The sequence below is a fragment of the Hydrocarboniphaga effusa AP103 genome, assembly GCF_000271305.1.
GTDB lineage: Bacteria > Pseudomonadota > Gammaproteobacteria > Nevskiales > Nevskiaceae > Hydrocarboniphaga > Hydrocarboniphaga effusa.
In genome coordinates, this window is sequence record NZ_AKGD01000001.1 from 26,885 (window position 1) to 52,049 (window position 25,165).

At 66.3% G+C, this 25,165-nt stretch carries 13 protein-coding genes; 6 read left to right on the forward strand and 7 right to left on the reverse strand.

The window, feature by feature from the left end; translation table 11 throughout:
* Positions 1-54: 54 nt before the first annotated feature.
* The 7 genes from WQQ_RS00100 to putA form a co-directional block, all read right to left on the reverse strand.
* Positions 55-4,983, reverse strand: a complete 4,929-nt coding sequence (locus WQQ_RS00100) for a type I polyketide synthase (protein ID WP_007183168.1) — start codon at positions 4,981-4,983, stop codon at positions 55-57.
* A complete protein-coding gene (locus tag WQQ_RS00105; protein ID WP_040452747.1) occupies positions 4,983-14,015 on the reverse strand; it encodes a type I polyketide synthase in 9,033 nt (3,010 codons plus the stop codon). Before WQQ_RS00105 ends, WQQ_RS00100 begins: the two co-directional genes overlap by 1 nt.
* A gap of 73 nt (positions 14,016-14,088) precedes the next feature.
* A complete protein-coding gene (locus tag WQQ_RS00110; protein ID WP_007183170.1) occupies positions 14,089-14,907 on the reverse strand; it encodes a sulfatase-like hydrolase/transferase in 819 nt (272 codons plus the stop codon).
* Between the two features lie 191 nt (positions 14,908-15,098).
* Positions 15,099-15,326: a DUF2970 domain-containing protein gene (locus WQQ_RS00115; RefSeq protein ID WP_237714993.1), complete on the reverse strand. Its 228-nt coding sequence runs from the start codon at positions 15,324-15,326 to the stop codon at positions 15,099-15,101.
* Between the two features lie 131 nt (positions 15,327-15,457).
* Complete coding sequence (locus WQQ_RS00120) at positions 15,458-16,093, reverse strand: peroxiredoxin (RefSeq protein ID WP_007183172.1); 636 nt, start codon at positions 16,091-16,093, stop codon at positions 15,458-15,460.
* A gap of 96 nt (positions 16,094-16,189) precedes the next feature.
* Positions 16,190-17,569: an MATE family efflux transporter gene (locus WQQ_RS00125; RefSeq protein ID WP_007183173.1), complete on the reverse strand. Its 1,380-nt coding sequence runs from the start codon at positions 17,567-17,569 to the stop codon at positions 16,190-16,192.
* 515 nt (positions 17,570-18,084) lie between these two features.
* Entirely contained in the window at positions 18,085-21,294 is a 3,210-nt protein-coding gene (gene putA, locus WQQ_RS00130) for a bifunctional proline dehydrogenase/L-glutamate gamma-semialdehyde dehydrogenase PutA (RefSeq protein WP_007183175.1), read from the reverse strand.
* 219 nt (positions 21,295-21,513) lie between these two features.
* Here putA and WQQ_RS00135 point away from each other — a divergent pair, with 219 nt between their 5' ends.
* The 6 genes from WQQ_RS00135 to accB all read left to right on the forward strand — a co-directional run bounded on the left by WQQ_RS00135 (position 21,514) and on the right by accB (position 25,153).
* The gene (locus WQQ_RS00135) at positions 21,514-22,659 is read left to right on the forward strand and encodes a hypothetical protein (protein ID WP_007183176.1); all 1,146 of its coding nucleotides are present in this window, start codon (positions 21,514-21,516) and stop codon (positions 22,657-22,659) included.
* An 83-nt stretch (positions 22,660-22,742) separates the two neighbouring features.
* Positions 22,743-23,072, forward strand: coding sequence for a divalent-cation tolerance protein CutA (cutA, locus tag WQQ_RS00140; RefSeq protein ID WP_040452751.1), 330 nt, complete (start codon positions 22,743-22,745; stop codon positions 23,070-23,072).
* Positions 23,048-23,515: a protein-disulfide reductase DsbD N-terminal domain-containing protein gene (locus WQQ_RS00145; protein WP_007183178.1), complete on the forward strand. Its 468-nt coding sequence runs from the start codon at positions 23,048-23,050 to the stop codon at positions 23,513-23,515. Before cutA ends, WQQ_RS00145 begins: the two co-directional genes overlap by 25 nt.
* Complete coding sequence (locus tag WQQ_RS00150) at positions 23,515-24,057, forward strand: TlpA family protein disulfide reductase (protein ID WP_007183179.1); 543 nt, start codon at positions 23,515-23,517, stop codon at positions 24,055-24,057. Before WQQ_RS00145 ends, WQQ_RS00150 begins: the two co-directional genes overlap by 1 nt.
* 142 nt (positions 24,058-24,199) lie before the next feature.
* Complete coding sequence (gene aroQ, locus WQQ_RS00155; protein ID WP_007183180.1) at positions 24,200-24,646, forward strand: type II 3-dehydroquinate dehydratase; 447 nt, start codon at positions 24,200-24,202, stop codon at positions 24,644-24,646.
* A 36-nt stretch (positions 24,647-24,682) separates the two neighbouring features.
* Entirely contained in the window at positions 24,683-25,153 is a 471-nt protein-coding gene (gene accB / locus WQQ_RS00160; protein ID WP_007183181.1) for an acetyl-CoA carboxylase biotin carboxyl carrier protein, read from the forward strand.
* The last annotated feature ends 12 nt before the right edge of the window (positions 25,154-25,165 follow it).

Here is a 25,165-nt window from a genome sequence, read left to right on the forward strand (position 1 = left end):
ATCTCGTTATGGTTCGCCTCGCGCATCGTGGATCGCCCGATGATCACCGGGCGATCAGCTGATGCGCTGCACCGCGCCATCGTTCATCTCACGCGGCTGCGCCACGGCCTTCACCGTCGCCGCGCTGGCCTTTCGACACAGCGCGATCAGGGCATCGCCGCCGAAGTAGAGCTCGACGTCGTAATCGATTCCGCCCCTGCGTACGCTCACGAGTGGCTGATTGGATGCCCGGCGCTCGAGATTCGCGCTGGCGATCACCCACTCCTGGGGTTTTCCTTCAAGACCCGTGCCGGATGCCTTGGCGGCGGCTTCCTTCGAACACCAAAGCGCCGTCGCGGCGCGGCGCTGATCGCTCTTGGGCCAGCCGTGGATGAAGGCCTGCGCCTCCGCGAGCGTGAATGCGCCGGCGATCAAGTCGTCCACGTTGACGCGCTCGATCGCCTGATGCGGCAAAAAATCGATGCCGAGCATCGCACTGTTGCCGCAGACCGCCACCGCCGAGCGGCGGCTATGGCTGATCGAAACCGCCGGCAGCGCCATGCCTTCGGGCCAGCCGGGCACCGAAACGACGCAAGGCGCACCGCTGTCGCGATAGCCGATCTCGATATCCGCGCCCGCGATATCGAGCTGCCATTCGCGTGCGGCCCATTCGCGCACGGCCTCTTTGGCACAGACGCGGCCGAGCAGCCATTCCTCGCGGCGCGGGCCGCTGCGCGGCAGCACGCGATAGAACTCGTGACGCTCGCGCTCGGTCAGCGTCAGATGCGCGAGCAGGCGCATCCACACCGCCCCGCCCTGTTCGAGATAGCCCTCGTCGAAGGCATCGATGCGCCGTGCGACGAGCCCCGACGACGCGAGTTCGCGCTGCAGCGTCGGCAGCGACAGCGAGTGCCGCAAGGGTGCCAGGCGCAGCTGGAACAGGTTCTGCGGCACCGCGTACTTGCGATCCTCCCAGCCGGTAGCGCGTGAGAGCAGCGCGCCATGGGCATCGAGCAGATCGAACTGGCAATCGAGCTTGAGCCCTTCGAGACGGAACTCGCCGCGGCCGAGCATCGCGCGCGACGCGGGCTGCGGATCGGCGTACTGCTCGTAGCGCCCGATCTGGAACGGGAAGCAGTTGTACTCCCAGCTCAGTTTCTCGGTGAGCCAGAATCCGGCGAGCTGGCCGGCCGCATCGAGCAGCGCCGGGTCGGTGCGCAAGCGCGGCGTTTGCGTGAAGCCGAAATAATCGTGCGTCGGAATCGTCGCCATGTCGGCTTCGATGCCCTGCTCGTTCCAGCCGCGCAGCCGCTTGACGCCCTGCAGGCGCGGACCGTGGAACATGCCATGACGGTAGAGCTCGCCGGCCGGATTGTTGCGCGCCGCGTTGAGCGGCTGCGCGAGCGCCGGCATCGGCGTCGGTGCAAGCAAATAGCGATCCGCGAGCAAGACATGGCCTTCGAACACGAGCAAGGGCTTGGCCTCGTTCGTATCGAGCTGGAACAGCTTCACCGCGACGCGCGGTGTCGCATCGGGCGAAGGCTGGCGCTCGGCAACGATGCGCAGTGACAGCTTTCCGAGCTCGTCGAGCGCCAGCCAGCGATGGCCGCGCGCGTTCTCGACCACGGTGACCTTGAGCGCATCGCCGCAGAGCCGGCAGGCGGCCTCGGCGATGATCTCGACGCTGAAGGTGAACGGCACCACGATCAGCGGAAGCAGCTTGGCGTTGCGCCCGGACGGCGCCTCGCCCATCGCGTGGTCGAGCAGGAACGGATCGGTTTCGACGCTGTAGACGCGTTCGCTGAGCAGATGCGCGGCGTCGAGTTCGACGATGCGGCCGAGCAGCGGATACTGCGGATCGAGATCATCGCCCCTCGTCGCGAGGGGCGCGGCCGAGGCGACGGCGGCCGCTGCACCGCTACCGATGCCGGCGCTGATGCCGAGCACGCGCGCCTGCGACTGCATGAAATCCTGCATCAGCGCGAAGTGCGATTGGAGCGCGGCCATGCGCGGATCGATCGGTGTCGCGGGCGTGGCGATCGCCGCCTGTGGCAGCGTCGCGTCGACCGGCCTGGGCCCGGCCACGACCGCAGGCTTCGGCGCTTCGCTCGCCGGCACCGGCAGCGGACGCTTGGCCGGAGCCCAGTCCTGCGGCATGCGCAGCGTCGGCATCTGCAGCTTGAGCGTGATCGTGCGGCGCGTGGATTTGACGGGCTCGGCGAGCAGATCGATCTCGCCATCGATGCGCCGGTGCGCATACAGCGCGGCCGGATCGAAGCTCACGCCGCAGGCGAACAGCTGCGCGAGCATCGCATGCAGCTGCGCCATGTCGGCCTTGCGGCGGCTGTTGCTCGATACCGCGATCACGTCGTCGACGCCGCGCAAGGTGTCGGAAACGAAAGAAGTCAGGTTGCCGCTCGGGCCCACTTCGACGAACACGCGATAGCCGTCGTCGTAGAGCTTGCGCAGCGTGTCGGTGAAGCGAACCGGGTTTTCCCATTGCTGGGCCGCAAGCTCGCGAATCGCATCGGGCTCGGTCGGAAACGGCGCCACCGAACGCGCCGAATACAGCGTCGTGCGTCCGCGACCGAAATCGGCCTCGCGGAAATACTCGCGGTACGCGTCGGCGAGCGGCTTGAACAGCGGCGTGTGATACGCGCGGCCGAACGGCAGCTCCTGGCAGATCGCGCCTTCTTCCGCGAGCTTCTTGGCCAGCGCCTGCGCTTCATCCGGCGGACCGAACATCACCAGCTGGTTCGGACAGTTGTCCATCGCCACCTGCATCGAACCCGGATCGGCGAGCAGCGCTTCGCGCATTTCGCCACGCAGGGCGCCGATCGTCAGCAGCGTGCCTTCGGCGATGCGTCCTTCGGCTTCGAGCTTGCGGAAGATCAGGTTCAGGTCGCGCACCGATTCGGCGATCTCTTCGCGCGTCTTGAAGCGGCGCACGCCGCAGGCGGTCACGGCGGTGTTCTCGCCGGTGCTGTGGCCGAGCATCGCATCGGGCGCGAGCTTCAGGTCATCGAGCAGGCTTTGAATCGCCATGCTCGCGGCGAACACACTCTCGGCCGCCACATCCATTTCGAACAGCCGTGCTTCGAGCGCCTTGCGCTGCGCCTCGTCGTAGCCGGTCGGAGCCGCAAAGACCGCCGAGGCGCGTGATTCGCGGCCGGTTTCGAGCGCGGTGCGCTCGATGAAATCGAACCAGTCGCGCACCTGCGGAAACTGCAGGCACAGATCGGCGAGCATGTTGGGGTACTGCGCACCTTCGCCCGGATAGACGAAGCACAGTTTTCCGGGCGCGGCGCCCGTTCCGTAGTGCAGGCCCGAGCGCGTCTTGAACGGCTTGGCATCCGCACGCTGCAGCTTGTCGATCGCCTGCGCGAGCTTCTTGCCGAGATCGGCGATGTCGTCTGCGACGATCGCGAGACGATGCGCGCCCGCGGTCTGCGCGACACTGGCCTTGGCGAGCACCGCGAGGTCGGCGCCGGCTTCGACGTGCCTGAGCATCGCGGCTGCCTTGCTCGCGAGTTCGGCGGGCGAATTCGCAGCGAGCAATACGAGTTCGGTCGGTGCAGGACGGTGCAGAACCTGCACCTGCGTCTTCGACGGTCCGCGATATTCCTCGAGAATCACGTGCGCGTTGATGCCGCCGAAGCCGAAGGCATTCACGCCGGCCCGACGCGCATGCGACTTGCCGTGCACCCACGGGCGCGTTTCGGTATTCAGATACAGCGGCGACTGGTCGAGCCGCAATTCCGGATCGGGCTCGTCGCAGAGCGTCGGCGGCAGCACCTTGTGATGCAGCGCGAGCGCGGTCTTGATCAGCGAAGCCGAGCCCGATGCCGGCAGGCAATGGCCGATCATCGACTTGACCGTTCCGATCGCGATCTGCGGGCCGATGCCGCGGCCGCCGTAGATCGCCTTGAGCGTGTCGATCTCGGTGCGATCGCCGACATCGGTGCCGGTGCCATGCGCTTCGATGAGATCGATCGTATGCGGATCGATGCCGCTCGATTCGTAGGCGCGGCGCATCGCGAGCACTTCGCCTTCTGGCCGCGGCGTCAGCAGGCCCTTGGCGCGACCGTCCGACGCCACGCCGATGCCCTTGATGACGCTGTAGACGCGATCGCCGTCGCGCTCGGCATCGGCAAGGCGCTTGAGCACGAGCATGCCGACGCCTTCACCGAGCAAGGTGCCCGAATGGCCTTTCTGGAACGGACGCAGCTGGCCGTTCGACAGCGCCTTGATCTGCGTGAACTGCACATAGAGCTGCGGCGGCGTCTGCGCCTGCACGCCGCCCGTGATCATCAGATCGCAGCGCCCGGTGACGAGTTCGCGCACCGCCTGGTCGAGCGCCATCATCGTCGAAGCACAGGCCGCGTCGACGATGTAGTTGGGACCCATCAGATCGAGACGATTGCAGATCAGACCGGTGATGACGTTCGGCGTGAGCTGGCCGACGAGTTCGCCGCTGTAAGGCGGCAGCTGCTGCTTGAGCCTGGCATGCAGATCGCGCATTTCGGCTTCGGAAAAATCAGGCCGCAGGCCGCGCACCGCATCCATCAGCTCGTCGACGAACAGCGCATGCGCGAGCACATTGGCCTGGCCGCGATTGGTGTAGGTGCCGCGGCCGAGGATCACGCCGGCGCGCTGGCGATCGAAATCCTTCTTGCGATAGCCCGCGTCGGCGAGCGCATCGCCCGCATGCTTCAAGGCGAGCAGATGATCGGGGTCGCCGCCGTCGGCCTGGCTCGGCATCACGCCATATTCGGTCGGATCGATCACCGCGAGATCGCGCAAAAAGCCGCCACGGTTCGTGTAGATGCGATCGTTGCGCTGCTGCCAGTGATCGCGGTCGAGAAAGTGACGCGTCCACTCCTCATCCGCGGGCGCCACCGCATCGACCTTGTCGAGAATGTTCTGCCAATAGCGCTGCGCGTTGGCCGCGCCCGCGTAGCAGCCCGACAGGCCGATGATCGCGATGTCGACCGGAGCGGCCATCAAAGACGCTCGCTGCCGATGCGATTGAGCGCGGCGCTCAAGGTGCTTTCGGCATCGAGCATCGCCAGTCGCACTCGCCCTTCTTCGTCGATGAACACCGCATCGTAGCGCACCGCCTGATCGTGATCGGCCGGCTTGATGCGGAAGCGCAGCGACAGCGAGCCCTTGGGCTTCGGCAGGCCCGGCACGCGCAGCACACGTCCGAAGCGGCTCGGCAGCGCCGATTGCTGCCTGTGCGTGCGTCCCCAGATCCAGGCGAGCTGCGCGGCCACGTCGATGAGGCCCGGGTCGAACAGCCACTCGCCCTCGGCATCGATCCACTCGCCAAGCGAACTCGGCGACACCATCGCATCGACGCCGGCCGGCGCCACCGCCGTGATCCCGGTCAACAGGCGGAAACGACCGGTATGGAACAGCATGCGCTCGTAGGTCTGATGCGGGTCCATGCGCAGGCCTGCTATCGGCTGCGGCACATCGACGACGGGCGCCTCGAGATGTTCGACGAGCCGTACGGAGGCGCGATACAGCGGCGCCTTGCGCGTTGGATCGGCGATATCGACCGTCACGGTCTGCTCGCCGGGGCCCGAATGGCTCGTGGCCTTGGCGCGGATTTCGATCTCGCGCGTCGCGCCGGGTTCGAGCACCACGCCGGCCAGCGTGCGCAGCTCCTGTACTTCGGCGACCTGCCAGCCCGGCCAGCCCTGGCCGACGACCTGCGCGACCCATTCGGTCGCAGCCGCTGCAGGCAGAACGGGCTTGCCGTCGATCATGTGATCGCCGAGATAGGGATCGCTGTCGAGCCCGAAGCGATGCGTGAGCACGAGCGCGCCGCCCGCGCCCATGCGCAAAGGGCCACGCACGAGCGGATACTGCGAAGCCGCCGCCTTGCTCGACACGCTCGCCACTTCGGCTTGCTGCCAAGGCCCTTTGCCGATCACGAGTTCGACTTCGTGCTTGGGTCCGCAGGCGAGCTCGCGCAGGAAGTAGCGGCGTCCGCCGTCGACCGGAATCGGCTCGATGCCGCGCTCGCGGAACTGGCGCTTCACGCCTTCGCTCGCCATGCCGGCGTCCCACGGTCCCCAGTTCGCCGCGATCACGCGCGTTTCGGGCCAGCGACGCGACAGCGTCCAGGCCAGGCGATTGCAGGCCTCGTTGGCGGCGGCGTAGTCGATCTGCCCGCGATTGCCGTAGCGACCCGCGACCGAGGTGAAGAACACCAGCAGCTTGAGCGTTTCGGGCCTGAGCTTCTGCGTGAGGATGAAGCTCGAATCGAGCTTGGTGTTGAGCACGCGCGCGAACGAATCGTCGGACTTGTCGGCGATGCGCTTGTCCTCGATCACGCCCGCGCCATGCAGCACCGCGTCGATGCGGCCATAGTTCGCGTAAATGCCATCGATCACGCCGCCGAACGCCGCCTCGTTGCGCACGTCGCAGGCGAAGTAGCCGACGGTCGCCCCCTTGGCACGCAGGCGTTGCAGGTTCGCGCGCACTTCGCGCTCGGTCAGGATCTTCTGTACCGCGCGATCGATCTCGACGGGCTTGGGCATTTCACCGCGCTCGCGCATCTGCTCGATCAGCACGCGCTTGAGCGAGGCCGGGTCGGTCGCGCTCGCGATGGCGCCCCCAAAAATTGATGATTCAGGTGCCGGCTCCGGCGTGCGGCCGAGCAGCACGAGCGTGATGCCCGGAACCACCATTTCTTCGAGCAGCTCGGCGGTGATACCGCGCGCACCGCCGGTCGCCAGCACGACCCAATCCGCAGCGGGTTGCAGATGCGGTGCGAACGGCGTGTCGGCCAGCGCTTCTTCGACGGTCGCCACGCTGTAGCGCGCATCGCCGGTGTGGCCGGCTTCGACGCTGCGATCGTCGGCGAGCAGCTCGTCGGCGAGATGCGAGGCGATGGTGTCGTCGGTCTGGCCGTTGAAGTCGACCGCGCGCAAAGTCGCTTGCGGATACTCGTCGCGCACGCAATTGAGCATGCCGTTGAGGCCGCCCGCGAGCGGCGTGCCGGGGCCGACCGCATCGCGGCCGAAGGTTCCGCCGAGACGGCTCGCGGCGATCACGCGAATGTTCGCGAGCCCCTCGCCGATCGGCTGCAGCAGGCGGAACAGCGAAATCACGCTGCGCTCGCCGAGCTGCTGCCATTCGACGAGCGTCTGCGGCTGGTCTTCGGACAAGCCGTGCAGATGAATCACGCCAGCGATGACGCCGTGTTCCGCGCGAATGCGGGCGACCGAGGACGCCAGCGTCGCCGCATCGATCGCATCGAGGCGGATCGGCTTGAGCCCGGCGCTCTCGAGCCGCCTGATCAGTGGCAGCACGATGGCATCGCGTCCGCCTGCGACGATGACCGGACCGCTCAGCTTTACGCGGGCGCCGGTCAGCGGAGCCGGACGCGGGCGGATCACGTATCGGGGCACGTCGGCGGCTTGCGCGACGACGGGTTCGCTCGCAGCCGTCGGGATCGGTGCACTCGGGATGCTCGGCGCAGCGGACCCGGAGCCCAGGGCAGCGATGCGTTCGAGAATGATCGCGAGCGACTTGGCCCGCGTGAAACTCTCCATCGCGGCCTGCATCGCAGCGCCGATCTCGGTCGGCAGCTGCTTCTGCAGCGCGCCGACGATCTCGACGCGCTTGATCGAATCGATGCCGAGATCAGCTTCGAGATCCGCGTCGAGCGCAAGCATTTCCGCCGGGTAGCCGGTGCGATCGGCGACGATGCCCAGCAGCAGTTCGCGCGCATCGAAGCTCGTCGCAACGCTCGCCTGCACGATGACCGGCGCCGCGGCGACGGCCGCCGATGCGGGCGACGAAGCACCGAGCGCGGACAGGCGTTCGAGGATCGTCGCGAGCGACTTGGCGCGCGTGAAGCTTTCCATCGCGGCCTGCATCGCAGCGCCGATCTCGGTCGGCAGCTGCTTCTGCAGCGCGCCGACGATTTCGACGCGCTTGATCGAATCGATGCCGAGATCGGCTTCGAGGTCCGCATCGAGCGCAAGCATTTCGGACGGGTAGCCGGTGCGATCGGCGACGATCGTCAGCAGCAGGTCGCGCGCATCGAACGAGACGGCGGCCGCAACTGCGAGCGGCGCGGGAGCCGTCACGGAGACCGTGATCGAGACCGGCACCGCGGAGGACAGCAGCGGCTGCACGGCATCGACGATGCTGCGCAGGTTCTTCGCCCGCGTGAGCTTCTCCATCTGCGACTGCAAGGCTTCGGAAACCGAAGCCGGCAGCGATTTCTGGAACGCGCCGACGATCTCGACGCGCTTGATCGAATCGATGCCGAGGTCGGCCTCGAGATCGGCATCGAGCGACAGCATGTCTTCCGGATAGCCCGTGCGATCGGCGACGAGCTTGAGCAGCGAGGCCTGTACGTCGATCGAAACAGGCGGAGCCGCCGGGGAAGGCATCGTCGACGCAACCGACTGCGTCACCGCGATCGACGTCGCTGCGGCCGGCAGCAAGGTCGAGGCGATGCCTGCGAGCGGCTCGACGATCGCACGCAAGGTCTTGGCGCGCGTATAGCGCTCCATTTGCGATTGCATCGCCTCGCCGAGTGCGGCCGGCAGCGCCTTCTGCAAGCTGCCGGCGATCTCGACACGCTTGATCGAATCGATGCCGAGCTCGGCTTCGAGATCGGCATCGAGCGACAGCATGTCTTCCGGATACCCCGTGCGATCGGCGACCAGACGCAGCAGCATCGCGGAAAGCGCTGCGGTGTCGAGCGTCGGCGCTGCGGATGCTGCCGGTGTCGGCACGGCTGCAACCATCACGGCAGGAGCAACCACGACGACCGGTGCCGGAATTTGAACCGGCGCAGCAACGGGAACCTGCACAGGCGCCACCACATGCACAGGCATCTGCACCGGAGCCGCCATCGGCATCGCCGCAGGCGCGGCAGAACCACCGAGGAATTGCGCCATCACGCGTTCCTGCAAGCTCAGGAACTGGCGCATGGTTTCGTGATACGCCGCGAGCGCATCGCCGCTTTGCGCCGACGCCGCAACCGGCATCGCCGGAGCGTGAACCGGCGCCGAAACGGGAGCCGCTGCCTGCACGACGACAGGCTCTGGCTTCGGCAGCGAATCGGCGATCTTCTGCACGATCGCCTGCTTGGCCTCGGCGGCCTTTTCGAGCGTCATCGGCGGCTCGACGCCGGTACGCTTGATCGGGTCGGCATGCGGGCGCGCATAGCCGCCCGACAGATACCAGGCGGTGGGCTTGACCGTCGCGGGCTTGGCGAGCTCGGCGACGCGAGCGAGCGGCAGGGCTTCGATCGGGCGTCCCGCGAACAAGCGCGAAAGTTCGAAATCGACACCGGCCGCGAGCAAGTCGGCAAGGCCCGACAGCAGGCCGCGCAAACCACCGCCCTGCCCGTCGAGCGACACGCAGCGCGCATCGCGACCGGCGAGCGTCGCGCCGATCATGTTGCTCAGAATGCTCTTGGGACCGAGTTCGAGAAACACGCGCACGCCATCGGCGTACATCGCCTCGATCTCGCGCACGAACTCGACGCTGGATAGCAGATGCGCATCGAGCTGGGCGCGCATCGCGGCGATCGATTCCGGATAGCGCGCACCGCTACCGTTCGAGTACACCGCGATCGTCGGCGCGTTGAAGCTGGCGTCGGCGATCGCCGCCGACAGCGGCGCTTTCGCGGGCTCCATGAGTTCGGTATGGAAAGCGCCCGAAACCGGCAGCCGGGTCACCCGCAAGCCGGCAGCCGACAAGGCCGCGACGGCCGCATCGATCTGCGCCGCCGGGCCCGAAATGACGGTCTGCTCGGGCGCGTTGTGATTGGCGACTTTCACACCCGCGAATGCCGCGATCGCATCGGCGACCTTGTCGCGCGCAGCGGAGACCGCCGCCATGCCGCCCGGCGTTCCGCTGCTTGCCGCTGCGGCCATCACGCTGCCGCGCGTGGCCGAGAGCTTGAGGAAATCGGCTTCGTCGATCACACCGGCCGCATGCAGCGCCGCGAATTCGCCATAGCTGTGACCGGCCGTCGCAACCGCCTGCAAGCCGAGCCGGCGCGCGAGATTGAGATAGCCGAGCGAGAGCGTGCCGATCGCCGGCTGGGCGTAACGGGTATCGGTCAGTTGCTGTTGCTGCGCGACCTCGATGGCCGCATTGAACGCGGACTCCGGCCAGACGCGGCGCGACAAGCGCTCGGGCAACAGCGTCGCGAGCGTGCGATCGGCGCGTTCGAGCGCGGAGCGCAGTTCTTCGACGAACAGCGCGGACTCCAGGCCCATGTTGACGTACTGCGCGCCCTGCCCCGGAAACACGAAGGCGAGCGTCGGCGCCGTGAGCGGACGCTCGAGCGCGAGCTTGATGTGCGGCGGCAGCGGCTTGGCATCGCCCGCGAGTCTGGCGAGCGCGAGTTCGAGATCGGCGATCAGCGTGGCGCGATTGCGCGTCGCGAACGCGAGCAGCGCACGCGAGCCCCGCTTGCGGTCGGCTTCACGAGCAAGGCTCGCGGCGAGCAGCGCAAGCTTGAGTCGCGGGCCGGCTTTCGCGAGTTCGAGTACGCGTTCGACATCGGCCTTGAGACTCGCCGCATCGGCCGCGCGAAACACGATGAGTTCCTGCGTCCAGCTGCGAGCGCCCGGCACTTCGGCGTGCGCCATGCCGTCGCGATACTCCTCGAGCACCGCATGGAAATTGGTGCCGCCGAAACCGAACGCGGAGACACCGCCGCGACGCGGCGTTCCATCGACGTTCGCGAGCCAGGGCTTGGGCTCCTTGAGCAGGAAGGCCGGCGAGGATTGCTCGGCGATCGCATCCAGAGGATCGTCGACATTGGCGTGCGCCGGCAGCACGCGGTGATGCAGCGAGAGCGCGAGTTTCACCAGGCCCGCGATACCCGCGCTGGCCTTGGTGTGGCCAAGGATGGTTTTCACCGAGCCGAGCGCGACCGTTTTCGCCGACGCGCCATGCGCTTTCAGCGCGCGCGTGATCGTCTCCGCTTCGGCCTTGTCGCCGACGGCGGTTCCGGTGCCGTGCGCTTCGAGCATGCCGAGCGTCGCGGGAGAGAAGCCGGCCTTGCCGTAAGCACGGTTGAGCGCGCGAATCTGCCCGTCCGGACGCGGAGCGGTCATGCCGAGCGCCTTGCCGTCGCTCGATCCGGCCACCGCCTTGATCACCGCATAGATGCGATCGCCCGCGGCTTCGGCGTCGGCCAGGCGCTTGAGCACCACCATCGTGACGCCTTCCGAGATCACGATGCCGTCGGCCTTCTTGTCGAAAGCCTTGGCCTTGCCATCGGGCGACAGCGCGCCGGTCTTGGCGAAGCACATGAAGCCATAGGGGCTCTGCACGGTGTCGACGCCGCCGGTGATGGCGACGTTGCTGCGCCCCGATTCGAGTTCGTTGCAGGCCATCGACAGCGCCGCGAGCGACGAGGCGCAGGCCGCGTCGATCGTGAAGTTGAGCCCGCCGAAATCCATGCGGTTGGTGACGCGGCCCGCGGCCACATTGAGCAGCACGCCGGCGAAGGATTCGTTGCTCCACTCGGGCAGGCGCTTGTAGGCGTCGGCATCGAGATCGGCGACGAAGCGCGGAAGCTCCGAGCGCACGCCGTATTGCAGGCCGAGGTCGCCCGCGCCTCCGCTCGCACCGAGAATCACGCTGGTGTGCTCGCGATCGAAATCCGCATGGCTCTGGTCGAGCCCGGCGTCTTCGAGCGCGCGATTGACCGCTTCGAGCGTGAGCAGCTGCAGCGGATCGATCGACTTCATCGAGTTCGGCGGAATGCCGTAGCGCGTCGGGTCGAACAGCACCTCGTCGATGAAGCCGCCCCACTTGCTGTAGATCTTGTCCTTGGCGTTGCGGTCGGCGTCGAAGTACAGGCGCCAGTCCCAGCGATCGCGCGGCACTTCTGTGATCGCGTTGACCTTGCCGAGCACGTTGTCCCAATACGCTTCGGCGTCCTGCGCCTTCGGCAGCATCAGGCCGATGCCGACGATCGCGATGTCGCTCGGCTGCGCCTTTTCGATCCGGACCGAGACCGCGTCGTCGAACCGCTGCAACAGCGCGTGGCCGCCGTTGCTGACGCGATCGTGCAGTTCGGCGATCGACAGCGGCGCATCGGTGAGCGTCGCCACCTGGCCGATCATGTACATGCCATCGGTCAGCTGCTGCGCCGGATCGATGTCGACGACCTTGCCGGACTCGTCGCGGTTCTTGCCTTTGGAGGCGATGCGCAAACGGCCGAGGTTCAGGTCTTCGAGCGTGTCTCGAATCTCGTCGGCATTGCGGTTCTCGCGCATGAGCGCGCGGCGCGCCTCGAAAAAGTCGTGCGCGAATTTCGTGTCCGCGCAACGCGTCGCATGGCCCGGCCCGGTTTCGAGATTGACGGTGCGCGCGCAGGCCACGGCCTGCTCCTGGAAGCCCTGCACGATCGCGCCAGTGGCGACGATCTCGTGCGTGAACAGATACGCGGTGCCCATCAGCGCGCCGACCTTCATGCCACGCGCGGCGAGCGGCGCCGTCAGCGCGGCGAGCATCGCGCCCGAGCGCGCATCGCTGATGCCGCCCGCGAACAGCAGGTGAATGTCGGCTTCGCTGCCGGGCTTCACGTTCTCGAGCAGCACCTCGATCATCTGCTCCCACAGCGGGAAACTCGCGATCGGGCCGATATGGCCGCCGCATTCGCGGCCTTCGAACACGAAGCGCTTGGCGCCCTGTTCGAGATACATCTTGAGCAGCGCCGGCGCCGGCGCGTGGATGTAGGTCTTGATGCCGCGCGATTCGAAAGCCGCGGCCTGGTCCGGACGCCCGCCCGCGATCAGCGCATACGGCGGCTTGCACTTCCAGATCGCCTCGCACTGCTCGTCGCGCAGGGCCTGCGGAATGAAGCCGAGCATGCCGACGCCCCAGGCGCGATCGCCCGCGAGCGCCGCGGTCTGCTCGAGCATGTCGAGCACCTGGTCACCGCGCATCAGCGCGAGCGCGAGAAACGGCAGCGCGCCGTTTTCGGTCACGCTCGCCGCGAAAGCCGGGCTGTCGGAGACGCGCGTCATCGGCCCCTGGGCGAGCGGATAGCGCGTGCCCTGCGATTGCGCGAGCGCGCTGCCTTCGGCCAGATGACCGAGTTCGGCAGCCTGCCGCAGCGCGTCGAAACTGCTTTTGCGCAAGGCCTGAATCAGGCGTCCGATGCGCTTGAAACGCGCGCGATAGATCGCCGCGGCACCGATGCCCTGGCCCACCGGAAGCAGCGAGGCTTCGTCCCAGCCGATGCGCGCGTCGAGGGCCTGCCGCCAGGATTCGATCGCCAGCGTTCCGGCTTCGGCGAGCCTTGCATCCGCGTCAGCGTGCTTGAGCTGTGCCGCAGCGGGCTTGGCATAAACGCGGCAGGGCGCATCGATGAGCTCGCCGAACAGCCGCGTCTCGGCACCGACCAGGCGCGCGAGTTCGTTCTTGAGGCTTTCGGGCAGCGCCGAATCGTCGAGCAGCAGAACCTGATCGTCGAGCACCACGCCGGCCGCGCCGGCCGCACGACAACCGGCCGCCGTGTGCAGGCCGACGCCGCCGCGCACATAGATCGGCAGCGAGGTCTTGCGCAGGAGTTTCTGGATCAGGATGTAGCTCGAATCCTCACCGACCCAGCCCGGAGCCTCATGGCCCTTGGCGACGAGGCCGGTGACCTTCGGCAGCGCCGCGAGCTGCACGTCGAGATCGTCGGCCCGCGTGACTTGCAGCCACGTGCGGTGATGCGCAAGCACGGCCCCGTCGAGCGACTTCAAGCCGTCGAACGGCCCCGAGAGCAGCACGGTCAGCGCGCGCTCGCCCGCATGCGCGAGCAAGTCGCGCGCGAGTTCGAATTGCGCGGCCGGAACATGCAGGCCGACGGAGCCCGACGTGGCGCTCAGCAGTCGCGCGAAGTTCGCATGCGCGAGCCCCGCGTCGGTGCAGAACTCGAGATCCAGCAGACCGACGCCGCCCGCTCGCGCCGCCGACACGGCGACTCCGGGATGCGCCCAGGCTGCGGGGGCCAATGCAAGGACATCGAAGCTTGGTTCGCTCATGACACCACCCTACCAATCAGACGCAACAGCCGACGCCGCAAGCGGCCGTCGCTGGCCGCAAACGCCTTTTGCGCTATCGCTTGCGACCTTCCAGAAACGGCACTTCGAGCACCTTCTCGTGCACGATCGGACCGTGGCCGAAATAGCCCCCTTCACCGAAACACTCGCCGTGATCGGCGGTGATGATGAAATGCGTATCGACGGGCGCTTTCGAGATCAGCGCGCCGAGCACCTGATCGACGTATTCGACGGTCTTGACCTGCTGGGTATGCAGATCCTTCATCTGGTCATCGTCGAAGAACCGGTCGTCGCTGGCATGCCCGAGTTCGTCATCCATGCGCTTGAACACGCCGTGCACGCCGGAGATGTGCGGCAGCGACTTGGGATCGAGCATGTAGGGGTAATGCGTCTCGCCCAGGTTCAGGAAATGGAAGCTGGGCTCGTCATCGTAGAACTCGATCTCCTCGACCATGCCGGCGAAATCGCTGTGGTTCGCCATGAGCTTGTAGTCGTCGAAATGCTTGTTCAGATGCGAGAACGGATTGAGCACCGGCATCGACACGCGCGCGACGTTGCGATAGCCGTTGTCCTTGAGCACCTTGGGCAGCGAAAGCTGCGGCACGAAGCTCTTGAACGACAGGTCGGCGATGCCGAGCCGGCCGACCCACTGGCTGAATTCTTTCTTGTAGACCTCGGAAGCGAAGACGCCCTGCGGGCTCTCATGCGGAACCATTCCCATGAGATAGGTGTAGTGCGACGGCGAAGTCCAGGAGGCATAGGAGTACCGGCGGCTACCGGCTCCAATGCGATCCATGTTCGGACGCTTGGCGCGCTGATAGCTGTCGAACCGGCAGCTGTCCATGACGATGAAAACGAGATTGTGTCCAGCCATGAAAAAGGGCGGCCTCGGCGTGTGAGCGCTTATTGATATGTAAGTTTATTTGCCGGTTCGCATATTCACCGACCGTTCAGAGGCTACACGCGGCCTTTTCATTTCGATATATCAATATTCCTACAGAAGCTGAACGGAACTCCTTCTTTTATATCGGTTATCCAAGTTACGTCCGAAAGCGGGCCACACCATCAGCCTGGGACCGAAGCCACAAACCTCACCAGCAGGGTCAGGAATCCGACCAGCAGCAACGTCAGTAAAATACCGACAAGGACAAAGGGGATGGCGCTGCCATGCGTGAAATCACGGGCCCGATTGCGGCTGTTCTGGACTCCGAAGAACGCCGCCAGAACGCTCAGAACGATCTGCAGCAGCGTGGGCTTGCAGCCGCCCTCGATCATTGGCTTTCGTGCCGGCATGGCCTTCTCCACAGCGAGTGACAGCGGTCGGGTGTGCATGATGGACAAAAAAACGGCGCCACCGGCGCCGTTTTTACGCACCGGGCGCCGAAGGCCGGCACCCGTCTGTCGAAACCGTGCCGCGTGCCGGCTCAGCGCTTCGGCGACGGCACCACGCGCAGGTAGGGCTTGATCTCGTTCCATCCGCCTGGGAACAGTTTCTTTGCGTCCTCGTTATTGACCGACGGTACGATGATCACGTCGTCGCCGGGCTTCCAGTTCACCGGCGTCGCCACCTTGTACTGGTCGGTGAGCTGCAGTGAGTCGATCACGCGCAGGATCTCGTCGAAGTTGCGGCCCGTGCTGGCCGGATAGGTCAGCGTCAGGCGCACTTTCTTGTTCGGGTCGATCACGAACACCGAGCGCACGGTGAAACGGTCCGAGGCGTTCGGGTGGATCATCCCGTACAGATTGGCCACCTTGAAGTCCGGATCGGCGATCAGCGGGAAGTTCAGCGGCGTTCCCTGCGTCTCGGCGATGTCCTTGCTCCAACCCTCGTGATCCTTGAGCTCGTCGACCGACAGGCCGATGGCCTTGACGTTGCGCTTGTCGAACTCCGGCTTGAGCTTGGCGGTGTAGCCGAGCTCGGTGGTGCAGACCGGCGTGTAGTTCTTGGGGTGCGAGAACAGCACGCCCCAGGAATTGCCGAGCCATTGGTGGAACGACACACGGCCTTCGGTGGTGTCCGCTTCAAAATCGGGGGCGATATCGCCGAGTTGCAGGGTCATGCTCATCTCCTTGTCAGTCGAACCGGTATCAGGCTGTTCAGCCAGATTCCTGAGACCGCCGAGCCTCGGCTCTTATTCCTTCCTTGACAAGGAAGATCAAGTCATAAGAACAGAACCACTGCGATCGAACGCCAGTCGGCGCGTCCGGCGACGGAAGCGCAACACCAGTCCGACCGCCGCAACCGACAGCCCGGCGATGAAGCCACACCATACGCCTGCGGGGCCGATCGGCGTATGGAACGACACCAGCGCGGCGACCGGCAGGCCGACGAACCAGTACGCGACCAGGGTCACCGCCATCGGCACACGCGTGTCCTTGAACCCTCGCAGCGCCCCGTTGGCCGTGGCCTGCACGCAGTCGAAGATCTGGAACAGCGCCGCGAAGCCGAGAAAGCGCACCGCGAGCTCGGAGACCTCGGGCACCTTCGTGTAGAGCCCGACGATGGCGCCCGGCAGCAGCACCATGATCCCCGCCGACAGCAGTGCGAACGCCGCGCCGAGCCAGATGCCCGCATAGCCACTCAAGGTCGCCGCCCCGGTATCGCGCGCGCCGACTTTCTGGCCGACGCGGATCGTCGTCGCCAGCCCGATCGACAGCGGCACCATGAAGGCCAGCGAGGCGAAGTTCAGCGCCACCTGGTGCGCGGCCACCACGGTGTCGCCGAAGCGCGCCATCAGCAGCCCGCCGAGATTGAACAGCCAGGCTTCGGCGATCACGGTCGCGGCGATCGGCGCGCCGAGCCGGAAGATCTCCCAGAGCTCGGGCCTCCAGCGTGGCGCGTGTGCATATAACCGCAGCCCGGCCAGCGTCGGCTCCAAGCGGTAGCAGACCAGGTAGACGCTGAGCATTGCGCTGATCGCGACGACCGTTCCCCAGGCGGTTCCAACCGCTCCGAATCCGGGCCAGCCGAAGGCCCCGTACATGAGCGGGAAGTTCACCGCGATGTTGGTGCCGAGCCCCACCAGGCCGGCGATCAGCGGAACCCGCGTCACGCCCAGGCCCTCGCAGCCGTTGCGCAGGGCGAAGCACAGGCAGAACGGAATCGCGCCGTAGGAGATCGTGCGCAGGTAAGCCTCGGCGATCCGCGCCGTTTCCGCACTCAGGCCGAGCCGGCTCATGACCGGATGGGCGATCAGATGCACGATCGCGGTCCACGACAGGCCGAGCCCGACCGCGAGCAACAGCGTGTTGCGTAGGAAATCGCCGGTCTCGGCCGCGAAGCGGCCGGCTCCGACGCGCTGGGCCACTATCGGGGACACCGACATGAACAGGCCCATGAACACGATGAAGCTCAGGAACCAGACATTGGCCCCGACCGCGACGGCCGCCAGCGCGGTCTCGCCGAGCTGCCCGGCCATGATCGTGTCGACGGTATGCATGCCGACGAAGGACAGCTGGGCCGCGATCAGGGGCGCAGCGAGAAACAGGTTATCCCGGGCCTCGCGAACGAGGCTCCGAACGGTGAAGGATTTCATGACGCCTCTCGGGCAAGCCGTGACGTCTGATGCGTCACTGGGACTGCCCTGACTACCAGGGGGCCGGAATGGTAGAGGCCGAAGACTGCATTGCCAAGACAAGACCGACAACAGCGCGAGTCACTGTGCCGTTGCCGTGGCTGTAGAGGTTCAACCCCTGGCAGCGCCGGCTGAAGCGTCGCGCGCAGCGGCTCAGCCGGCCAGGACGGCCGGCTGAGCTTCGCCGCGACAGGATGTCGCGTCGAAGCGACCCCGAGCACGGCGCTTCAGCCGGGGGGCCCGTTTGTCGGGAACCGACAAACGGGCGCGGACTTCGGGGCGTGCTTTCTCTAGCCTACGGATCGATGCACGAGCAAAGAGAAGTAGGGCCCGACCGGCGAGGTCGAAACTCTAAGTTCACAACGAAGCCCGAGCGGAGCGCCCACGAACAAAGCCCCTCTCTCCCTCGCTGTCGCGAGGACTCTCTCCCGCAAGCGGGAGAGAGGAACGGCAGTCCAGCTCGACATTGCCAACCTTCAACCACCCGCCAGCAGCCGCGCATTCCCACCCACCGCCGCCGTATTCACCGTCAAGGTCCGCTCGGTCACGAACCTCAGCAAATAATGCGGCCCGCCCGCCTTCGGGCCCGTTCCCGACAGACCCTCGCCTCCGAACGGCTGCACGCCGACGACCGCGCCGGTCATGCCGCGATTGATGTAGCAGTTGCCGACCCGCGCCCTCGCCTGCACGCGCCGCCAGGTGGTTTCGATGCGCGAATGCACGCCGAGCGTGAGCCCGTAGCCGGTCGCGTTGATCGCGTCGATCACCTGGTCGAGATCCTTCGCGCGATAGCGCACCAAGTGCAGCATCGGGCCGAAATACTCGCCGTCGAGCTGCTCGATGTCCTCGATCCTCGCCACCGTCGGCGCGAAATAGGTTCCGTGCGCGCAGGCCTGTGGCAACGCCACTTCGGCGACGATGCGCCCCTGCCAGCGCAGCTCGTCCGCATGCCGCTTGAGCCGTGCGAGCGCGGCGTCGTCGATGACCGGGCCGACGTCGGTTTCGAGCAGGCCCGGATCGCCGACAGCGAGTTCCTGCATCGCCCCGCGCAGCATCTGCTCGACCTTGTCGGCGATCTCCTCCTGCACGTAGAGCACGCGCAGGGCCGAGCAGCGCTGGCCGGCCGAGTGGAAGGCCGATGCGATCGCGTCCTTGACGACCTGCTCGGGCAAGGCGGACGAATCGACGATCATCGCGTTCTGGCCGCCGGTTTCGGCGATCAGCGTGGCGATCGCGCCGGGCCTTGCGGCGAGCTGGCGATTGATGGCCTGCGCCACTTCGACCGAGCCGGTGAACACCACGCCGGCGATGCCCACGCCGGCGCACAGCGCGGCGCCGACCTCGCCGTCGCCGAGCACGCATTGCAGCACGGTGGCCGGCACGCCGGCCTCGTGCAGCAGGCGCACCATCTGCACCGCGATCAGGTTGGTCTGCTCGGCCGGCTTGGCGACCACCGCATTGCCGCAGACCAGCGCGGCCGCGATCTGGCCCGTGAAGATCGCGAGCGGGAAGTTCCATGGCGAAATGCAGACGAACACGCCCTTGCCATGCAGCTGCAGTTCGTTGTGTTCGCCGGTGGGGCCGTTCATGACTTCGGGCGTCGACAACAGACGACGCGCATGTGTCGCGTAGTAGCGCAGGAAATCGGCGGCCTCGCGCACTTCGGCCATCGCGTCGGGCAAGGTCTTGCCGGCTTCGCGCACGAGCAGGTGCAGGAATTCGGCGCGACGCGCTTCGAGCCGGTCGGCGGCGCGATCGAGCGCATCGGCGCGCAGCGCGACCGGCGTCGCAGCCCAGGCCGGTTGCGCTCTTGCCGCGGCCGACAGCACCGCCGGCACCGTGGCGACGTCGAGCGCCATCCATTCGCCGAAGCGACGACGGCGGTCCGACGGATCGGTGATCGCATAACGCGGCCCGGAGTTCGGCAAACCCTCGGCGAGCAGGGACGCGGCCTGCGTCGGAACCGCAGCCGAACGCAGCGCCTGCGCGAGCGCCGCCACGCCCGCTTCGTCGGCGAAGTTGAAGCCTTCCGAATTGCGTCGGGCGGCGCCGTAGAGATCGCGCGGCAGCGGCAGACTCGGATGGGTCTTGACCGGCAACTCGGCGACCTGCGCAACCGGATCGGCGACCAGCGATTCGGGCGGCGCCTGCTCGTCGAAGATGCGATTGACGAACGAAGTGTTGGCTCCGTTCTCGAGCAGGCGACGCACGAGATACGGCAGCAGGTCTTCGTGCGAGCCGACCGGCGAATAGACGCGGCAAGGCACCGGCCATTGCTCGCGCACGACTTCGTAGAGCGCCTCGCCCATGCCGTGCAGGCGCTGGAACTCATAGCCTGACGCCGCCGTCGAGACGGAGGCTGCATAACCCGCTGCGGCTCGCGCCGCATGCTCATCGCCCGCGAAGCTGCGCACGGCCGCGATCGTGTGCGCGTTGTGCGTCGCGAACATCGGGTAGAACACGTCGCGCGCCGCGAGCAGCTTGCGTGCGCAGGCCAGATACGCGACATCGGTGTTGGGCTTGCGCGTGAACACCGGATAGCCCGGCAAGCCCTGCTCCTGGCTGCGCTTGACCTCGGTGTCCCAGTACGCGCCCTTGACGAGCCGAACCGCGAGCTTGCGGCCCGCCTTGCGTGCGACCGATTCGAGCCAGTCGATCACGGCCGGCGCGCGCTTCTGGAAGGCCTGCACGGCCAGGCCGTAGCCGCTCCAGCCGGCCAGCGAGGCATCGAGGAACACCGGCACGATCACGTCGAGCGACAGTTCGAGCCGATCGGCTTCTTCGGCATCGACGGTCAGGCCGATGTTCTGCTCGCGCGCCATCTGCGCGAGCACCAGCAGGCGCGGCGTGAGTTCGGCGAGCACGCGCTCGCGCTTGGCGAACTCGTAGCGCGGATGCAGCGCCGAGAGCTTGATCGAAATGCCCGGTCTTTCGGCCACATCACCGTCGCGGTTCGAATCGGCTCGACTGCCGATCGCCACGATCGCATCGCGATACGCCTGGTAATAGCGATCCGCATCGGCCTGCGTGAGTGCGGCTTCGCCGAGCATGTCGAAGGAATGCAGGTAGCGGATCTGATCGCGATCGCGCGTGTTCTTGAGCGCCTCGGCGATCGTGCGCCCCATCACGAACTGATGCCCCATGAGCTTCATCGCCTGGCGTACCGCGAGCCGGATCACCGGTTCGCTCGATCGGCCGATCAGACGGTTCATCGCCGACTTGAAATTGCCTTCGGTCTGCGGCGCTACCCGCACGATCTTGCCGGTGAGCATGAGGCCCCAGGTCGAGGCATTGACGAACAGCGAGTCGCTGCGACCGAGATGCCTTTCCCAGTCGGCGCCCGCGAGCTTGTCGGCGATCAGCGCTTCGGCGGTGTCGTCGTCCGGAATGCGCAGCAGCGCCTCGGCCAGGCACATCAGCAGCACACCTTCTTCGGACGACAGATCGTACTGGCGCATGAAGGCATCGAGCGGGCTCTGATCGTCGCGCCTCGCGCGCACGCGCCGGACCCAGTCGACCGCTTGCGCCTGCACGGCCGCGGCGCGCTCCGCGGGCAGCTCGGCCAGGGCGCAAAGCCGGTGCAACAAGCTGGTTTCATCGGCCAGCCAGGCCGAGGTGATGGCGGTGAAAAGAGCGTCGCGCAACGGCGCGGGACGGCTGACGACGAATTCGCTGGAGTCGGTCACGACGGCGCTCCTCGATAGTGTCGTGAGATTCTAGGCCTGCAACGGCGATCGAACCTGCCGGGAAAACGCCCAGCCTGCCCCTCGCTGGACTCGCATCCGCCGTTGGTCCGATCTTCAGCCCGGATCAAGCCGGCCGATTCAGACTCGCGCGGTCGGCAGGACCGAAAACCGGTCATCGATACCGGTAGCCAGAGTCACAACGAGGAGGACACAGGGGGAATGAGGGGCCAGTCATCACGCAGCCTGTGCGCGTCGTATCGTCCTGGACGGCTCGTATGGCAACGCCTGCTGGTGATCTTCGGCTGTCTCGCGTTGTTGAACGCCTGCTCAGTGTTCCGCCACAAGCCAGAGCCCGGCTCCCCTGAAGCGATCGCGGCCGAGCAGGCCAAAGCCGAGAAGGAAGAACGTAAGCGCCGGCTCAAGGACGAGCGCAAACGCAACAACCCCTGCGAATTCCAAAGCGAAGACGAAGTGCCGGTGATCGACGACACGCGCGTGATGCTGCAGAAGCGCACCTGCACCGCCGCGCTGTGGCTCGACGGCCTGTTCGGCGACGAAGGCGGCGACGTCGAAGCAGCCAAGCGCACGCACGGTTTCGTGCAGCTCAACAACACCTGGTCGGAGTTCGACGGCTACAACTCGCGCATGCGCATGCGCGTCGAGTTCGACCTGCCGACGATGGAAGACCGGCTTTCAGCCTTCATCGGCCGCGACAGCGACGAAGACTTCGTGCGCGGCCGAACCGAGACCTCCGAACTGCGCGATACCTTTCCGACGCTCGACGGCCAGAACCAATGGCTCGCCGGCCTTGGCTATGCCTTGCCTTCCAGCACCAACCTGCAGACGCAGTTTCGCGTGGGCGTGCGCGGGGCGACCTCGCCTCGCGCGTTCGTGCAATCGCGCGTTCGCTACATGCTCTACTCGGATGACAATGACGTCGCCTACCTGCGCACAACCCCGTTCTGGAACACGCGCGATGGCTTCGGCATCACCCAGAACTTCGATTTCAGCCACGTGCTGACGCCCAAGCACCTGCTGCGCTGGTACACCATCGGCACCATCTCCGAGCGCAGCGAAGGACTCAACTGGCGCAACTCGCTGGTGCTCTACCAAAACCTCAACTACCGGCGTGGCCTGGCCTACGAAGCGTTCATCCGTGGCGAAACCGACGAGCCCGAGCCGCTCTACGAATACGGGGCGCGCATCCTGTTCCGCCATCCGTTCCTCAAGCGGAGGATGTATCTGGAGTGGGCCGCGGGCTACAGCTGGCCACGCATCGATCCGAACAAGCCGCGCGACGGCTCGACCAACATCGGCCTGTCGCTGGAACTGCCGTTCGGCACCGAATTCGTCGAGAAGAACTGATCACGGCAAAGCGGCGTTGTGACGCGGCGCGCCCATGGCTTCTACAATGCGTGCTGTCCTGGTTTGGCCTCCCCAACAACGCCATGAGCACCGAAGCATCCGAAGCTGTGCTCATGGTCACCGTGAGCTGTCCACCCGAGCGCGCCGAGCCCCTCGCCGCCCAGCTCGTCGACGCCCGCCTCGCCGCCTGCGTGAACATCGTGCCGACCGTGCGCTCGATCTATCGCTGGAACAACGAAGTGCGAAGCGATGACGAGTCGCTGATGCTGATCAAGACCGCCGAATCGCGCTTCGAAGCGCTCAAGGCCTTCGTGCTCGACCATCATCCTTACGAACTTCCCGAAATCGTCGCGGTCAAGCTCACGCCCGCACACACGCCTTATCTCGCATGGGTTCTCGAAAACACACTCTGAGCCTGGTCGCCGGTCTGCTGATCGGCTCGCTGTCGATGGCGACCCCGATGCCGGCGGCCGCCGTCGACTGGCTAAAGCCCAAAACCGACGACGATCTGCTGCCCGCCGACGAGGCGATTCAGGTGCAGGCCGCGGTCTGGCAGAACGGCGAGCTCAGCGTCGGCCTCGAAGCCGCCAAAGGCGTCTATGTGTATCGCGACAAGCTCAGCCTCGAGGCCCTGCAGCCCGCGAGCGCCAGGCTCGGCAAGCTCAAGCTTCCCGATGGCGAGCCGCATCACGACGACCACTTCGGCGACGTGCGCGTGCTGCGCGGTAGCGTGCTCGCACGCGCCGCGGTCGCCAACGCGCCGCAGCAGGTTCGCGTCCGTTACCAAGGCTGTGCCGAAAACCGCGTCTGCTATCCGCCGCAGACCCGCATCCTGACCGTGGAGAAGCTCAACTGATGTCACGCAAGTTCTCGCAGCTGGCCGTGGTGCTCGGCCTGGGCGTGGTCGCGGCCGCCGGCGGCTACGGCGCCTATCGCTATCTCGCGAGCCCCACCGTCATCGACGAGCCGGGCGGCCAGGCGCCCGCGATCTCGCTGCCCGACCTGACCGGCCAGCCGCGCACGCTCGCGGAATTTCGCGGCAAGCTCGTGCTGGTGAATTTCTGGGCGACCTGGTGCACGCCCTGCCTCAAGGAAATTCCGATGCTGATCGACATGCAGACCCGCTTCGGCGAACAGGGCCTGCAGATCGTCGGCCCGGCGATGGATACTCCGGAGGCCGTGCGCAACAAGGCGCCGCAGCTCGGCATCCCGTACCCGGTGCTCGTCGGCGACGCCGAAATCGTCGATGCGATGCAGGCGCTCGGCGACACGCTCGGGGCGCTTCCATACTCCGTTCTGATTGATGCGAATGGAGAAATCGTGTTCCGCAAGCATGGCGAGTTCGAGCGGGATGAGCTCGAAAAGCTCATCGCAAGCCATCTTCCGAAGGCCGGTTGAACGAGCGGTCGAGTGGCGCTACGGCCAACCTGCGGCTAAATCCATGCCATCGGCGCCCATCGTGTAGGCAAAATCTGGCAATTTGGCTTTTTGCCAAGAGCTAGGGCAGAATCCGGTTCTCTCGACCACGGACCATCGCCACGTGAGCCATCTGCTGCTGCTGAATGGCCCCAATCTGAATCTGCTCGGCACGCGAGAGCCCGAGGTCTACGGCTCGACCACGCTCGCCGACATCGAGACCCAGCTGGCTCGCGAAGCCCAGGCACTCGGCCATCAGCTGTCGGTCTTCCAGAGCAACCATGAAGGCGCCCTGGTCGATCGGGTCCACCGGGCACGCGATGAAAAAGTCGGTTTCATCCTGATCAACCCCGGCGCGTACACGCACACCAGCATCGCCCTGCGCGACGCCCTGCTCGGGGTCTGCATCCCGTTCATCGAAATTCATCTCTCCAACGTGCATGCGAGAGAGCGCTTCCGCCATCACTCGTATCTGTCCGACGTCGCGGCGGGCGTGATCCTGGGCCTCGGCGCCCAGGGCTACAGCCTGGCGCTACAGGCCGCGCATGCGCGCCTGTCCAACAACACCTGAGCTGCACAGTCAAATTTAAGGGGAAGAGACATCACAATGGATCTCAGAAAAATCAAGACGCTGATCGAGCTCGTCGAGCAGTCCGGAATTTCCGAGCTCGAAGTGCGCGAAGGCGAGGAATCGGTGCGCATCAGCCGCCAGACCGCGCCGGTGCAATACATCGCATCGGCCGCCGCTCCGGCCGCCCAGCCAGCCGTCGCTCCAGCCGCCGCCCCAGCTCCCGCTGCCACACCGGCCGCTGCGCCCGCCCCGGCCGAAGCGCCGAAGCCGAGCGGACACGTGGTCCGCGCGCCGATGGTCGGCACCTTCTATCGCTCGCCGTCGCCCAACGCCAAGTCGTTCGTCGAAGTGGGCCAGACCGTCAAGGTCGGCCAGACGCTCTGCATCATCGAGGCGATGAAGATGCTCAACCAGATCGAATCCGATCGCGCCGGCGTGGTCGTCGACATCCTGGTCGACAACGAGCGCCCGGTGGAATTCGACCAGCCGCTCTTCGTCATCGAGTAAGCGCCCCCATGA